9 protein-coding genes are annotated in these 16,943 nt (G+C 43.3%); 2 read left to right on the top strand and 7 right to left on the bottom strand.

Going from position 1 to position 16,943, the window contains the following annotated elements; translation table 11 throughout:
- Positions 1-10: 10 nt before the first annotated feature.
- Both Q4567_RS03535 and Q4567_RS03540 read right to left on the bottom strand, forming a co-directional pair.
- Entirely contained in the window at positions 11-1,873 is a 1,863-nt protein-coding gene (locus Q4567_RS03535; RefSeq protein WP_303499382.1) for a glycoside hydrolase family 3 N-terminal domain-containing protein, read from the bottom strand.
- Positions 1,866-4,118 carry a glycoside hydrolase family 3 N-terminal domain-containing protein gene (locus tag Q4567_RS03540; RefSeq protein WP_303499383.1) on the bottom strand — a complete coding sequence of 751 codons (2,253 nt, stop codon included), beginning with the start codon at positions 4,116-4,118 and terminating at the stop codon, positions 1,866-1,868. Before Q4567_RS03540 ends, Q4567_RS03535 begins: the two co-directional genes overlap by 8 nt.
- 348 nt (positions 4,119-4,466) lie before the next feature.
- Here Q4567_RS03540 and Q4567_RS03545 point away from each other — a divergent pair, with 348 nt between their 5' ends.
- A complete protein-coding gene (locus Q4567_RS03545) occupies positions 4,467-5,927 on the top strand; it encodes an MFS transporter (RefSeq protein ID WP_216049614.1) in 1,461 nt (486 codons plus the stop codon).
- 13 nt (positions 5,928-5,940) lie between these two features.
- Here Q4567_RS03545 and Q4567_RS03550 read toward each other — a convergent pair whose 3' ends face one another.
- From Q4567_RS03550 to Q4567_RS03570, 5 genes are all read right to left on the bottom strand, one after another.
- A complete protein-coding gene (locus Q4567_RS03550) occupies positions 5,941-6,957 on the bottom strand; it encodes a cupin-like domain-containing protein (protein WP_303499385.1) in 1,017 nt (338 codons plus the stop codon).
- A gap of 5 nt (positions 6,958-6,962) precedes the next feature.
- Complete coding sequence (locus Q4567_RS03555; protein ID WP_216049616.1) at positions 6,963-7,685, bottom strand: SapC family protein; 723 nt, start codon at positions 7,683-7,685, stop codon at positions 6,963-6,965.
- A 60-nt stretch (positions 7,686-7,745) separates the two neighbouring features.
- The gene (locus Q4567_RS03560) at positions 7,746-9,305 is read right to left on the bottom strand and encodes a tryptophan halogenase family protein (protein WP_216049617.1); all 1,560 of its coding nucleotides are present in this window, start codon (positions 9,303-9,305) and stop codon (positions 7,746-7,748) included.
- Positions 9,306-9,410: 105 nt separating this feature from the next.
- Positions 9,411-12,377, bottom strand: coding sequence for a TonB-dependent receptor (locus Q4567_RS03565; RefSeq protein WP_216049618.1), 2,967 nt, complete (start codon positions 12,375-12,377; stop codon positions 9,411-9,413).
- A 107-nt stretch (positions 12,378-12,484) separates the two neighbouring features.
- Complete coding sequence (locus Q4567_RS03570) at positions 12,485-15,100, bottom strand: glycoside hydrolase family 16 protein (RefSeq protein WP_303499387.1); 2,616 nt, start codon at positions 15,098-15,100, stop codon at positions 12,485-12,487.
- Positions 15,101-15,506: 406 nt separating this feature from the next.
- On the opposite strand from Q4567_RS03570, the gene Q4567_RS03575 reads away from it, so the two are divergent.
- Positions 15,507-16,889, top strand: a complete 1,383-nt coding sequence (locus tag Q4567_RS03575) for a malectin domain-containing carbohydrate-binding protein (RefSeq protein WP_303499389.1) — start codon at positions 15,507-15,509, stop codon at positions 16,887-16,889.
- Positions 16,890-16,943 lie beyond the last annotated feature (54 nt).

The raw sequence follows: 16,943 nt of genomic DNA on the forward strand, positions 1-16,943 counted from the left end.
AGACATAACTCTAGCTTGCTGTTTTTAGTGGGGTGGGGGTTCCATAGGTCAAACCATAACCGATGGGGAATTTTATTTGGTAGCTGGCATTGTCTGCGTCTGTGGCATCCAGAGAATTTTCAGGCCAGCTGAAACTCAGTTGCCCTGAGAAGGAGGCATCACCAAATATAACATCTGCGATACCTGCGCCTTCTGATCCCGGCAGCCAAGCTGCTACAAAGGCCGCAGATTGGTCCAACTCAGGATTAATTAGCAATGGCCTACCGGAAACCAACAAAGTCACTACGGGTATTCCTTTGTTAACTAACAAATCAATAGTTTTCATCGCCAGAGAGTCAATCATGCTTAACGCTAAAGAGTTACCTGATGCCGACTGGATTTGTAGTTTTCCATTTATTTGTTTACCTGACTCGAACATCACATTGTCACTATAACGAATGTCGCCTAGTCCTTCTGCATAAGGCCGCTCGCCTACAATCACTATTGCGATATCAAAATCTTGCTGTTTGACTGCGGCTACTTTTGACTCGGGTATCAATTCAGCGTTAGCGTTGAGTGCTTTGATCCCCTGCCAGATTGAGGTTGCAGCTGGAAATTCTTGATTACCATCAATGCCTTGCCAAGAAAGTGTAAAACCACCGCATTGATGACCTATATTGTCTGCATTGGTTCCTGTTACCAACACCCTTGCTTGTTTGCTAATTGGTAAGATGGCGTGTTGATTCTTTAGTAACACCAATGATTTTTGAACCGCTTCACGGGCAATATCACGATGCAGTTTTGAACCAAAATTAGCATCTTTTGCCAATGCACGCTTTGATGGTTGAGGTTTATCAAATAACCCGGCAGCCATTTTGACTGATAAAATTCTTCGTACAGCGTCATTTATACGTTCAATAGAAACTGTTCCTAATTCCACATGGGCGCTTAAATGTTCAATAAACTCTTTCCAATTATCAGGCACCATGAACATGTCTATCCCTGCATTGACACCTTGCGCTACCGCCAAATAAAAGTCTGCAGCAAGATCATCGATTCCCTGCATATCGGAAATTAGAAATCCTGGAAATTGCATTTTTTGTTTTAAAACACTGGTGAGTAGATGGCCATGGCCGTGACACTTGTCACCATTCCAACTGCTAAAAGAGACCATAATAGACATTGCGCCAGCTTCAATTGCTTGGTAGTAGGGGCGGATGTGAATTCGTTCTAAATCTTGCCAATCGAGTAATGTATCGCCCTGATCGATTCCATGCTTAGTGCCGCCATCACCGATCCAGTGTTTAGCGCAAGCTAGCACTCCAGAATGGGTTAAGTCGGTTTGTAGGCCTGTGATCATTGCGCTGGCAAATTGACAGACTAAATTAGTATCCTCGGAAAAACTTTCATAGGTTCGCCCCCAATGATAGTCCTGAGCAACGGCTAAATTAGGTGAAAAAACCCAATCGACACCCACTGCGCAAACTTCTTTGGCAGTTACCCTTGCGATGTTTTCAATAAGCTCAAAGTCTGCACTTGCCCCTAAGCCAATATTGTGTGGGAAAATGACCGCATCTTTAACGTTGTTGTTACCGTGTATCCCATCGACACCATAAATAATCGGGATAGCTAAGTGGTTTTCATCGGCTTTCATTGACGCCAGCCAATAGGCGTCGGTCATATCCAACCAGTCTTGTAATTCGTTGTTACTTGGAGCTGAACCTGCTGCACTTAAAACTGAACCAATATGATATTGATATATCTCCTCTGCAGAGCAAGTAGAGCGCTCTGTTTGAGTCATTTGACCGATCTTTTGCGGCAATGTCATCGACGATAGAAGTGTCTCCACATGGTCAATTATTTGCTGATTAAATCCGCTATTTAGTTTAACCATTGGTTAATACAAACTCCGTTATTAGGCTCGCTTTGGCGCTACCTGAAATCCATAATTTAAATTTACCAGCTTCAATATTCAATTGCATGTGACGATCATAGAATGCCAACTCAGATTGTTCCAGTGTAAAAACAACATCGACTTTTTGACCAGAAGGAATAAAAACACGTTTAAACTGTTTGAGCTCTTTTACTGGGCGGGTGACACTGCCAACTAAATCTCGAACATACACTTGTACAATTTCTTCTGCAGCATAGCGTCCGGCATTTTTGATGGTCACTTGGGCATTGATTTGTTCGCCAGATGAGAAGGACTTTTTGTTCAAAGTTAAATTCGTATATTCAAAATAGCCATAGGATAACCCGAAACCAAACTCAAAAAGAGGCGAGAAATGGGTATCCAAATGCGTTGCTGCCATTCCCAGTGAGGTTTGTGGGGAGCGCTCTGGAACATCATTCATGTGAATGCATTGTTCTTCGGTAGCCGGTTTACCGCTATGCTTTTGGTTGTAATAAATTGGAATTTGCCCCACTTTTCGGGGAAATGAGACTGTTAATTTTCCCGATGGCGATGACTTTCCTAATAGTAAATCGGAAATCGCAGGTCCTCCCATAGTGCCTGGGTGCCAGGCATAAAGAATACTATCGACCTTATCCAAAATGGGTTCTATGGTGAGTGGTCTTCCTGCCATAATTACCAGTACTATAGGTTTACCAGTAGCGGCGATTTTCTCGATTAACCACTGCTGTTGTCCCGGTAAATCAAGCTCAGCGCGGCAATGGGCTTCGCCAGATAAAATGGATTCCTCCCCCAAACATAAAACCACAACATCTGACTTTTTGGCTATCTCGATGGCGTCGAAAGCTAAATCAGTATTGTGAGTTCGGGTATTTTGTAATCCTTTGGCGTAATTTAGCGTTACCTGTTCACCCAAGGCATCGTTAAGGGCCTGTCTAAGGGTAATACTATGTTCTTCTTCACCATCAAAAATCCAAGTGCCTAGTTGCTCGTAACCGTCATCTGCCAAAGGTCCAATTAAGCCAATACTGGTTAATTTTTTACAGTTTAGCGGTAACCTTTGGTTATTGTTTTGCAGTAGTACGCAGCTTTTTAGCGCTAATTGTTTGGCTATTTCTAAGTCGTTATTGTCGTAATACAAGGGGCCTTGTTGATGGGCTCTGCGCTTTTCGTGTGCCTCATAGTCAAGATCGAATAGGCCTAACTTTTCTTTTAAATGAAGTATTCTGAGTACCCGCTGATCAATTTCTTGTTCACTCACCTTGTTGTTTTCAAGCAAGCTCGAAAGATTTTCACGATAGGTAGTGCTGACCATTTCCATGTCAATACCCGCGTCAAATGCTGTGAAGGCGGACTCTTCAGCGTTTTCGGTCAAACCATGAATTTGTAATTGTGCTATGGATTCCCAATCACTCACTACAAAGCCTTGATAATGCCACTCTTTACGTAATATTGAGTCCATTAGCCATTTATTACCACTGGCAGGTAAACCGTCTAAATCACTGAAAGACGACATAAAGGTGGCAACACCTGCATCGGCGGTGGCTTTAAAGGGCGGGAAATAAATATTACGTAGCTCATTTTGTGGAATATTGGTGGTGCAATAATCTCGACCACTTTCCGAAGCTCCGTAGCCTACAAAGTGTTTCGCACAGGCGGCAATGGCTGTTGAACTCTGCAAGTTATCGCCCTGAAAACCTTCCACCATGGCCACTCCCATTATCGAAGATAACACAGGATCTTCACCAAAACTTTCAGCGATACGTCCCCAGCGAGGATCGCGACTAATATCTATCATCGGAGCGAACGTCCAATTAATCCCCACATTTGAGGCTTCTTTGCCGGCAATTTGTGCGGCTTTTTTTACTAATTCTGGATCCCAACTTGCTGCTTGGCCCAGCGGAATTGGGAATATTGTTTTGAAGCCATGGATCACGTCTCTGCCGACTAACAGCGGAATCCCTAATCGACTTTCTGTTGTGGCAATACGTTGCAGTTTCGACAGTGTCTTCGCACAGACTTCATTAATGACTGAGCCCACAAGCCCGTCTCTGACATCTTGTTCAAGTTGTACACTGTCGTTGCCCATTACTTGGCTAAGCTGTCCAATCTTCTCATCTATATGCATTTTTGAGAGAAGGTGAGTGATTCTGTCAGAGTAACTAACAGCTACACAGGTCGATGATGAAGGTTGGTCAGTTGAAAGCATAGATTTGCCTGATTCCATAAAGAAAAACTCTTCGCTAAGACGACAACGTCTTGTGAAGAGCATTTGTTAACGTTTTTATCATTAACCTTAACTCCCTTATACAACAATTCAAATTAAACAAGCCAAAGTGGACTAGCCGAGAGTTAAGGCGGTCGGTTGCTACTCTTCCTTCTGAATAGCCCTTTACACAAAGTTCCTTGCTTAATCACTTTGCCCGTTTGACCGCTTCGACGTGTGTATTGCCACAACTTACCGTTTTTCGTTTGTCTGGCGCTCGATAAAATGTAATTTTATTGTTAACTAGTTTTATGCTGCCCGTTAATTCGAGCGCTCAACCTTAACCTGATGCACACCGGAATCATTTCAATGACCAAGAGTAATGTCGCGACTTCTGCCCAAAGCGCTATTCAGGTAACCGCAAATCGAGACAAAATTCCCTTATTGCGCAAGTTCATTTACGGCCTAGGCGCACTGGTTAATAACCTGCTCGGTGCGGCAATTGGCGGAATGGTTATTGTCCTAAATTTAGGTTTAGCCATGAATCCGGCGTTGGTTGGTTTGGTAAGTGCGTTACCGCGGCTAACAGATGCGTTAACTGATCCATTGATGGGATATATCAGTGATAACACCAAAACTAAGTGGGGACGCAGGCGGCCCTATATATTTTGTGGGGCTATCGCGGCTGGGATTATTTATGCATTGATTTGGCAATTGCCTAGAGAACAAAGTGAAATGTTCTATTTCTGGTTTTTTCTCATCGGTTCTTTGTTTTTTTATTTGGCCTACACGGTATTTGCAACGCCTTACATCGCTTTAGGTTATGAATTAACCCCTGACTATCATGAACGCACCCGCTTAATGGCAGTGCAAAACTTCATGGGCCAAATGGCATATCTCATGGCTCCGTGGTTTTTGTGGTTCATGCAAAACGATAAGTTGTTCGATGACATGATTCAAGGCGCGGGGTGGCTGGCTATTATTATTGGTTCCTTTACGATTTTTGTGGGTATTTTGCCTGCGATATTCTTAAAAGAACCTAATTTGGCGATTTTGGATAAACCCGCTCAAACCGACACTGAAATTCTCAGTCCTGGTATTAAGGGGTTTTTCCAAGGGTTTGGCGAGGCCTTGAAAAATAAACCTTTTCTGTGCCTATGTGGCGCTACTTTCTTGGTCTTTAATGGCTTTATGATGGTTTCTTCGTTCCAGTTTTACGTGATTATTTATTATGTTTTTGCTGGTGATACTAACCTCGGTTCAGAGTACGCTGGTTGGGCGGGCACTCTTTCTGCAATCTCTACTTTTTGTGTCATATTCATCACCGCAAAACTCTCTACTTTATATGGCAAGCGTAAAGCGTTTTTCATTGCCATTGGATTTTCCATCGTTGGTTACGGATTAAAGTGGTTCTGTTATACACCTGAAAACCCTTGGTTGATTCTTATTCCGGTGCCTTTTATTTCATTTGGCTTAGGAGGTTTATTCACACTTATGGGCTCGATGATTGCTGATGTATGTGATTTTGATGAACTAAAGACATTTGCCCGTCGCGAGGGGATGTTCGGTTCGATTTATTGGTGGGTGGTTAAATTGGGCATGGCCGTGGCGCTAGCTGCTGGTGGTTTTATTCTGATTGCTACGGGGTTTGATGTTGAACTTGGCGGAGAACAATCGCACACGACTATCACCTTGATGCGTTTGGCTGATGCGGGCATCCCAATTGTATGTTCGCTGATTGCAATAGGGTTAATCCTGATTTATCCAATCACGGAAACCACAGCTAGACAAGTTCGCGACCAGTTAGAAGCACGTAGAGGTAAAGTATAGACTTTTCGTTACACTATCGGTTTAATTTGTTTAATAACTGACTGCGTAGCTGTCTCGCCAAGGTTTCATCTAAGGGGCTTAAAATTCCTTTTCTAGTGGCGGGAATATGCGCGTTTTCTGCAGGATTAAATACGTAGTGTTGAAAAACATCCTGCCACACCTGACGTTGCGATTCAGGTAGATCACGAATGGCTAATATTGCGTGATTGAGTGCATCTAGTGGCGTGCCCATGTAATCCGGAACTTGACGCCACCAGTAGTTCAGTAAAACGTTAAATTCAGTCAGCCCTTCAACATGATGCCACCACATACTGGGAATGAAGATACAATCTCCCGGCTCAAGTTCAACGATAAAACAGTGTTCAATTGCTTCGACAAACTTAGGGTATTTTTCGAAATCTGGATGATGAAAATCCACTAAACTCGCTGATTGTCCTGCCGGCGTATAATCCAACGGACCTATATACAGGTTAGCTAACTGATCGGGGGGGAATAATATAAACCTACGTCGGCCGACTACATTGCATGCAAGGTTATCTGGTATGTCGTAGTGCGCAGCTATACGAGAACGGTTACCAGCCCAAATACTGACTAACGGCGAGTCTTGCAATGGCGGTAATTTGTTATGTTCTGTGAATCCCGGCAAAATATGATTCACCGAGGTTGAGCCTAGATAAGTGGAAGGTGAATCCTTGCTCCCAGCAAGCGCAATAATTTCGTTAATCAGGGTTTTAAAAACGGTGGTTTTGGGCTGAAAATTGAAGCCTTGCAAATCGTCATTATAGAAAAACCGGCCAGCCACTTCTGGCGGTGCCACAAATGCCTGAACGGGATTGTTGTTGGCCCATTGATTTAAATAATCAGCTGCACATTGAGGTGATTCTAATCCCGCTTTTACGGATGGCCAATCTGCCACTAGACCTCTAAAAATACAGGGTAAAGAACTACTTAGTTGTGCTTGATTTAAGTCGACTATTGTACTGTTAAGCACTTCTTTTAAGCTATTTTTTGAATCGAAAGGCAATTTCATAGGGCTTACAACGACGCGTTTTTCTTTTCAATTAATAGTGATAAGTTCGACATGGACGCCTCCATCATATGCATCATTTGTAAGTATCCTTGTTGGTGTAACTTTTGTAAAACATCCCCTTGAAGGGCTGCTACTTTTTCTTCGTTAACACTGTAAAGACTATTTAACTCATGATTAGAGCCGTCTTTTAACTGCACTTTTATACTAACCGGTTCAATCAGCTCATATTGCATAATGGTGTCTATAAATTCATCAGTTTGAGAATGTCCTTGATGAATGGTTTGCAGTACAGAATTAATATTTTGCAAATAATCACTTTGCCCACCTTGTTCCAGAAATACCTTCTCTCCGGCAGTTTGACTGACTCTTGGGCTGTCCATATCCACAAATACCACGGGATCTTGTTTCAGCACACCATCAACTTGCACGTTTTGGAAGCCAATCAGAAAAGGGCGTCTACGAATAGTTAGCGGAATATAGTTGGCCTGCCAGCCTGAATCGTTTAGATAAAGGTTCTCTAGTGGGGCAAACCCAAAAAGCGCTATAGCTTCGAATTTTCCAGTGTCAGTATGTTTGTGAAAAAATAGTGGATACAAGCCCTGAGCTTCACGAAACTCAGATACAAACACATTGGTAAAACTAATATCATCGCCAAGGTTAGGCAAAAAATCCGTGATTACCTGCAAATCTTTGTGGGTGACATTATCCAGTAGTTGATGGTTGGCCATTAGCTTTTCCTAATTAATATTTGGTGAAGGTGATTCGCTTTAACAGTTGTGAACTTAAACCTAAATTCGTTGCAATCCATATTGATGAATTTTGTTAATCAGTTCCCGATTGGTGGGTAATCCTCTGAGTAACTTTTCTGTCATTTGCTGGTTTTTTCTAAAATTTTCCAGCGCAATTTGCTGATTATCAGAGCGTCTAATCGTTTTAGACTGCTGAGTTTTAAAGCCCATTCCGTATAATACATATTGATAACTTGCTGACGGGAATACCTCATCGGTTTGGGTAAAATCACTGTGCCATGGTGATTGGTGTTGCCACAATTCCATCAGTTCTGTGAGCCCCTCAGGAATAGTTTCAGCTCGGCAATTGTCAATCCAATAATCAGAATCAGTACGTTTGGTCAGTACATAATGCAATTTTAGAAAATCGATGATTCTGTCCCAGCGATAACGAAATTTATTGTTGAATCGTTTTGCGACTATATCCATTACGTTGCGATTGGCTGGAAGCTGTTCACTGATCATCGCCGCAGATAATTCGACTAATACCAATGCGGAGGCTTCCAGTGGTTCCAAGAATCCAGCCGATAAACCAACAGCAACACAGTTTTTATGCCAGAAGGTTTCACGATGGCCCGGCACAATGGGAATTTTACGAACATCAAGTTCATCAACTTTATTGCCAATACTTTCACGAATATACTGACGCAATTCCAATTCAGCTTGCTCATCACTGATATGTGCTGTGGAATAAACATGGCCAACACCGCGACGCGAAGGTAAACCAATGTCCCAAATCCAGCCGGCGCTTTGTCCAGTCGATATAGTATGCGAGGCAATCGGGCTTTGTTCATCAGGGTAAGGCACATGTACCGCTAGTGCGGCATCATTAAATAAAATGTCCTTTTTGTGTATAAATGGTATTTGATAGTGTTTACCAATTAATAATGCATGGAATCCACTGCAATCGATAAATAAATCACCGTTAAGATCATTATGTTGTTTCGTTGATAAGCTTCGAATATCGCCATTTTCATGGCTATTAATTGCGATTACAGTATCAAGTATGTGTTTGACTCCAAGCTTTTCAGTGCAATGCTGTTGTAGGAACGCCGCAAATTTACCTGCATCTAAGTGATATGCATAGTTGGCAACATGGGCGAATTCTGGGGTAGTGTTTTGTTTTGGTGCTAAGTCTCGCTCACATATTTGCCCCTGAAATGACACTGCATCGGCAAAGGGAATATGCGCAGCTTGCTGTTGCCAAAATGGCGCTAAATTAATTTGTTCATAACCTTGAGGCAAAACCAGTGGATGGTAATAGGCATCATCTTTTGCTCCGGTCACCCATTTAGCAAATTTAGCACCTTGTTTGAATGTTGCATCGCAGCAGCGGATAAAGTCGGTCTCGGTAACACCCATCTTACGCAGGGTTCCGCGCATAGTTGGCCAGGTTCCTTCGCCCACACCCACAGGTTTCACGTCCGGTGATTCAATTAGGGTAACTGATATACCTTGTTCTGAATGAGCCATGTGCTCAGCGGCAATTACGCCAGCGGTGAGCCAACCGGCTGTACCACCCCCTACGATGACAACATTGCGAATTTGATTAGTTGACAAATTATACTCCCAGCCACGCTTTACATTGATTCTATATTAAATGTAAATTTACAAAATAATAACAAAAAGCCGCCACTAAGACGGCTATTTCTTGCTTATTTGCGCTTAAAATGAATAGCGCGCACCAAAGTTATAACGGGTGCCGTATTGACGAGCAAACAAGAATTGCTCTTCATAACGTCCGTAACCTTCCTCGGTTTCATTGGTTAAGTTAAGCCCTTCAAAGAATACGGTTAGATTGTCGTTAACATCGTAGTTAATGCTCATATCGTACTGCTCATATTCTTTAAAAAACTGTGGAGGCGCTTCAGCTGTGCCTTGTGCCTGACCTATACCAATTAGGTAGGAATCACGCCATGCATAAGTGAGCTTGGCCGATAAACCGTCTTTTTCGTAAAACACTTGGACGTTTGCTGAATCACTTAGCCCATTTAATGGAGACTGTACCGAGAAGTTTTCAGTGTCATAGTTCACGTCACCATCAACTAATGTCATGTTAAAGGCAGCGCCAAAGCCACTTTCACCGAACAAATGTTGAATCGCCAATTCAATCCCGTCTACCATCTTTTTCTCGCCGTTTGACGGCTGACTGACTAGCCATTCAACTAGCGGATCGTCGTCACTCTGGCGAACGATTTGAGTTTCACAACAATCGTCATCTACGCCGCCGCCATTATCAATGATTTGTTGCCAAATCGCGCCATCGGTAGCTTGTATGCCATTAGCCACTAAATCTGCTTCAGCTTGAATAGCCCTTGGTCCAATATACGGGTCTCGGAGGCCATCAACTGTGATAGTAGTGAAGGTATTTTGAATAAAGTTCTTTACGTCTTTGCGGAAATAGCCAAGTGACGCGTAACTGCCTTCTTCATAGTAATATTCAAAACTGAAATCTAAGTTAGTGGACTCAAATGGCAGTAGGTTGGTATTCCCTGAAGAGCCTGTACGACCGCCGGGCTTGGGACTTCCTGATAGAGATCTCGCGCCTATCAAGTTGCCAAGAGGTGCTCGAGTGATAGTTTTACTGGCAGAGAATCTAGCAACAATATCGTCAGTAACTTCTAATTTAATGTCTAAATTAGGTAGCACTACATCATGCTCGCCGGTATAGGTCACAGTACCGCCATCACTTGCACGATAGCGCATTTGCCACTCAGTGGGGTTTGTCCAAACTAGGTAATCTTCCACGCTATCTTGTAACACTAAGCTGGTAACGTCAGTTTGCTCATAACGTACGCCTATATTCACATCTAAAGGCATATCTGCAATTTCAAAATACATATCTGCAGATAGGTAGGCGCTTTGGGTTTCTTCTGTTAAATCTGCACGGCTATTGGTACCAAAATCAGGATTAAGAGGGTCAGTTGAAAATCCAAAATAGTCCTGCATTCTAGCAATCACTTCTGCATAATCGAAGGTATAGTAATAGTTAGTGACGAGGTTACTCCCGCCATTTGAAAACTCATCTAAAAAGTCGCCGGTATCGGTTCGAGTGAACATGCTATCTGGGAAAATGGCTTGGTTTCCATTATAACCATTAGGTCCAACATTACCGTTATTGGCAGAGTATCCACCAAAATATTGGTCCGTGTTGGCTAGACCAAATTGCACTTTTGTCAGGAAGCTATCGTTGGGGTTAACCCACTCAGTATCTAATTGGATTTGTTCAATGGTTGACTTGCCTTCTGCACGTCCAAATTGAGCGAAAAGGGGATCAAAATCACCCGGATCGGCTTCTTCTGCGCCATTCGGCCAGGTGATATCAAACTGCGGGACGCCGCCACCAGAGAAATCATAGGTTTTTGTCACTATGTTATTCGGCCCTAAAATGACGTTGCCAGAGTGACCTGTGCCATTATCTGCGCCGTTATCTGTTGTGGTTTTAGAGTCGTGGTAATCAAGCTCAACATGAAAGTTGTCAGTTGCTTGCCATTCAAAGTTAAAGCCAATGGAGTCGCTTTCTACTAACAGTGTTTCAACGTTAGCTGAGTGGGCAAAATCGTTGCTTGATTCAGTTAAGCTAATTGCCGAACCTCGCTCATCTAACTCGTACGAATTTATGTTTCCGCCGAAGTTAAACCAAATTCCAAATCCTTGACCAGATGTGGCGGTTTCTGATTCAGAGTAGACATAATCTAAAGTGAAAGTCATATCGTCACGTGGCGCATATTGCAGCGTCGCCATGCCGTTTACACGTGTCCGTTCTACATTATTAATATTGTATGAGATTTGACGAGGTAAATAGGTGTGGCCAGCTTTCCCGTCTTCCAATGAGCCGTCTAAGGTATCTTCTTCTAAACTGCTCGCGTCAGGGCGTAAATCAATAAAGTCAGTGGTTGTGCCAAGAGATTGATCCGCTTGCCAGCCCGGAACATTTGCACTTTGTTGCTGGAAGTTACGTTCTTGCATTGATAACGAAATTGCCACACCAAACGTATTGTCAGCAAAAGTATTGCTATAAAGAGCTGATAATTCAGGCGTGATATCATCACCTTCTACATTCGATTCATCGTAAATGCCCTTGGCTGACACAACATACTTTAAGCCTGGACTGCTCAACGGTTTGGCGGTAATAATATTTACTGTTGCACCTAAACCACCACTTGGAACGTCAGCGCGTCCGGTTTTATATAACTCTAGTGCGCTCACACCGTCTGAAGACAAATTCTCTAAATCGTAAGAACGGGTGTTTCCTGTCCCTGGCATTTGTCGACCATTTAAGGTGACCAAGTTAAAATCAGGTCCAAAACCACGAACGGTGATTTGGCTACCTTCACCATTTTTACGGCTGATTGTCACGCCGGGAATACGTTGCAAAGATTCAGCGATATTGGTATCTGGAAATTTCCCCATTTCCTCAGCAGAAATAGCGTCAACTACCCCTTGTCCATCGCGTTTAATGTCCATTGCTCGTAACAATGAACCGCGAATTCCCTTTACTTGAATCACTTCTACATCATCTTGCGAAACCGCAGCGTCTTCTTGTGCATTGGCGGCGGGTACTAAAACCCCACCTAAAAGCATAGACATTGACGCAGCTAAGTATTTTTTCTTGAAGGTCATATGTTTCATAGTTGCCCTACTTAATTGTTCTTTATTCTGTGTAAACCCTTTGGGCTTTATATCTTTTGTGTAGACACAAAACCCAGTAAGCAGTAATTAGTTTTTATTTCGAGCTATCATTCAGACGTAATCTTTACGTTATCAATGCGGTAAATTGCGCCGTCACCGGTGCCCCAAGCTGGGAATATCATTAAGACGTCGATAGCACTGATATCCAGCCCCGCGTCGGAAAGTGTCAGAAGATCAAATGTGTAAGTTTGCCATTCGCCGGTTACCGGAACTTCGCCTTCTTTACTCGCTTCAAGGGCTAATTCCACAGCGGTTTCTGCGCCTAAAGACTCCACTTTAAACACCCAAGCTGTAGTTTCACTTGGTGTAGCAATTACCTTCATATCGAATTGAATAACCCCGCTTGTTAATAGGGTTGTTGCGTCAAACTCTGCGCCATCTTCTGCTAAGAAACCCATTACCGTTGGCGTTGCACCGATTTGGAATTCAGCCGTCGCTCCATGTGCTGCATCCCCATCTATTTCAACAGTTGGTGTTGAACCACCACAGCAATCCCACATTGGCCACTGGGCATTTTCTTGGTCAGCAAAAAGCGTAATTGAGGGAGGTGGTGGGTTGAATATCTTGGCATTATCGACGCGGTAAACAGCGCCTTCTCCTGCACCCCATGTAGGGAATATCATGACCACATCAATAGCGCTTAAGTCAAGGCCGGCATCCGCCAAATCTTGTAGGTTAAAAGTGTAGGTCTGCCATTCGCCTGTTACTGGGGCAACCCCTTCGTTGCTGGCAGATAAGTCCAGTTCTACAGCTTGTGCTGCACCATTACTCTCTACTTTAAACAACCAAGGCGTAGTGTCGCTAGCAGTACCTGTGACAACTTTCATTTCAAATTGGATTACACCAACGGCTTCTAACAAACTGGCATCGAATTTTACCCCGTCGCCAGATAGGAAGCCCATTACCGTTGGCGTTTCACCAATGCTAAATTCTGCAACTGTGCCGTGTTCTTCATCATCAATCGCTTCAACAGGTGTTGATCCGCCGCAACAATCCCACAGGGGCCATTCCATATTGGTTTGGTCCGCAAATAACACCAGTTCAGGATAGTCGATGGCAAATTTTACGTTGTCTACACGATAAGTCGCGCCTTCACCTGTTCCCCATGCAGGGAAAATCATGATGACGTCGATACCAGTTAAATCCAAACCTGCATCTGCCAAATCTTGCATAGAAAATGAATAGGTTTGCCATGTACCTGCAGTCAATGGATTTCCGTCAACGTCCTGTGTGATATCGAGTTCAACTGCCTGACTAGCACTGTTACTTTCAATTTTAAATTTCCACACCGCGTTAGCGTCGCTTGGCAATGAAACAACTTTCATTTCGAAAGTTAAAGCACCAGCTGTTAACATAGGGGATGCATCAAAACGCACAGGCGTATCAAGTAAGGTTGTGTTAAAACCCATCACTGTAGGCGCAGCTCCAATCACAAATTCAGCCACTGCACCATGCTCGGCGTCATCGGTCTCAATAGTAGGAGTAGAGCCACCACAACAATCCCAAATGGGCCAATCCGGATTGGCCGCATCGGCAAAAACGGTGAGTTCTTGAACCACTCCTGTTGAAGGAGGTTCAGGAATCGGAGCTTTGCCTGTTACCAAAGCATCATCTTCATCTTTATAACCACCGCGAACTGTTTCGCAACCTTTACCCGTCATCGGGTTGGTTGAACATTCGTAAACACGAACATAATCAATAATGTAACTTTGTCCGTTGGCAAATGCGGTTTCATCGATACCTAGGTTGTTTACGTTTGAAGGCCAATCTCCACCTACTGCTAAGTTGAGTAGAATGTGGAAATCTTGATCAAATGGCGCAGCGTCCCAATGTACTTCTTTTTCACCAGTGGCAATATCGAAGTATTCAGAGAACCAACCTTGATGAACTAAACCAGAGGCTTCTCCTTTACTGTTGTAACGGACTTCTGAAGCCATTTGAGTTGCATATAAATAGCCATCGACATACCAGCGAATTTCGCCTTCTTGCCATTCTATGGCGTAGGTGTGGAAGTCATCAGCTGGATTGGCACCATCTGGCAGAAGATATTCCTTACCGGATGATTCATTTTGCGGCCAGTCGCGACCATAGTGCAAAGTACCATGGACATATTTTTCTTCGTTACCGTCGGCATCTACTACACCCAAATTAACCGCTTCAATAATATCGATTTCACCTGACTTGGGCCAAGAGCCATAAACTTCGTCGGTAGGTAACATCCAAAATGCCGGCCAACTACCTTGTCCAGAGGGTAATTTAGCGCGCATCTCAAAGCGGCCGTATGTCCAGTCACCCTTATATTTCGTTCTTAATCGCGCAGACGTATAGGGTAGTTCGGCACCTTCTTCGGCAGGTTTTGCGACAATATTAAGCATACCATCTGCGACAAAAGAGTTTTCAGAGGAGTCGGTGTAACATTGTTGTTCATTGTTCCCGCCTCCGCTGCAATTGACTTCATGACTCCATTTGGTTGAATCGATACTATCCCCATCGAATTCATCATTCCAAATCATCACCCAGTCTTCGACTGGCGCGGACGTATCAACTGCTTTTAAATCTGTATCTGAATTAGAACCGCCGCAACCAGTTAAAGATATCGCGATAGCGGCACCTACAGATAGAGACAAGTTGCGCGTCGTGTGCTTTACGCTTTTTATTCTCATTGTGTTCTCCGAAAACAAAACCAAAGTGATTTTGACTGGTTATTAATCCGATGCTTCTGCGTTATGTCGTCACAGTGAATTATCAGATTCCAAACCAGATGTTAATTGCCTGATTTGATATGTAACACAAAGGTTAATAATCTGCGGGCGAAAATCGATAAGGCGGGACTAGTAGGAGATGGAACGGACTTATACACTAATTATACCAATTTTGAGAGCTGGGTATAAATCGCAAATACATTCTAAAGCCGCTATTTTAAAGGCTTTTGGGGTTTTCGCTGGGGATGAGGCCAGTTGGCCGCCTCACTAGTCCGCTTTGCCTCGTTTACGTTGCATGCCGCAAAAGTTTGCATACAGTTAGCAACAAATTTTTAATAATTTAACGTTATTTAAACAAGGGCTGTGTATGAAAAGTTATCATTTTTCGCGGTTTATCATATTGTGCTTTTCATGCTCCTTTATATGGGTAGGTGCAGGGTGTACAAATTCTCAAGTAACACAAAATAATCTTCAACCAGCATCGCCCAAAGGGGCATCTGAGGTTTTTGCAGCCTCAGTAGTACATGCGATTAATGTTGGCGGTCCTGAGTACCTTGGACAGGACGGGGTTCTTTATCAAGCCGATACGTTTACAGTCGCAAATACTAAAGGACAGTCAAAAGGAATAAAAGGAACTCAAGATCCTAGGTTGTTCGAAACCTATCGTATAGGCGATATGAACCTTCCTCTAGCAGTAAAGAATGGCATTTATGACGTTACCTTAAAGTTCGCAGAGCCGACAGATATGCGGGCATCGGATAGGCTGTTCAACATTAACATCGAGGGGCAAAATCAAATACAAAACCTTGATATAACCGTTGCTAGAGATGGTAAAAAATTATCAGCGCTAGTGCGCACTATACCGAATATTAAGGTACAAGATGGTGAACTGAATATTGTCCTAGAAGGGGTTAAAAATGCACCTGTTTTACATGCCATTATTGTCCGCAGTAAACAACGAGATCCACAGCATTGGCAATTGGTTTGGGGGGACGAATTTAACTATTCAGGCGCGCCAGATACTGAAAAGTGGAATTATGATATTTGGCCTGCTCGTAAAGTAAATGATGAGGATCAAACTTACACTAACAGATTGAAAAATGTGCGGGTAGAAGACGGTGTACTTGTTATTGAAGCCCATAAAGAGCAGTTTGCAAATGCAGAATATACTTCGGGGCGAATTCACGCCAAAGACAAAGGTGACTTCCTATACGGAAAGGCAGAAATTCGTGCTCGAATACCAGCGGGGCAAGGCACCTGGCCGGCAATCTGGATGTTACCTAGTGATGCCTTCAAATACGCTACTAAATGCAGTTCTGATAGCGAATGGCAAGGCAATAACGAATGTGACGCATGGCCTAACTCTGGTGAAATCGACATTATGGAGTATGTTGGTTACGACCCTCACAATATCCACGGAACTGTGCATAACAAAGCATACTATTGGGTTAACTGGGAGCAACGAAAAGCCAGTATCGACATTGGCCCTGAAGTCAATAACGACTTCCAAATTTACTCTCTGGAGTGGGGACCAGAGCATATCATTATTGCATACAATGATATTCCCTATTTCTACTATTCGAATCAAGGCGAAGGTTGGCAAGCCTGGCCTTTCGATCATCCCTATCACATCATTCTAAACCTTGCTATCGGGGGTGGCTGGGGAAGGGCTGGTGGGCCAATAGATGACAGTATCTTCCCTGTGAAAATGGAAGTTGACTACGTTCGAATTTATCAGCTGGAACACTAATCATAGATCTTCAACTTTTTAATCATGGGTGGCGACACCGGTTAACAACTTACT

Origin of the sequence: Aliiglaciecola sp. 2_MG-2023, assembly GCF_030548145.1 — a bacterium.
GTDB classification, from domain to species: domain Bacteria; phylum Pseudomonadota; class Gammaproteobacteria; order Enterobacterales; family Alteromonadaceae; genus Aliiglaciecola; species Aliiglaciecola lipolytica_A.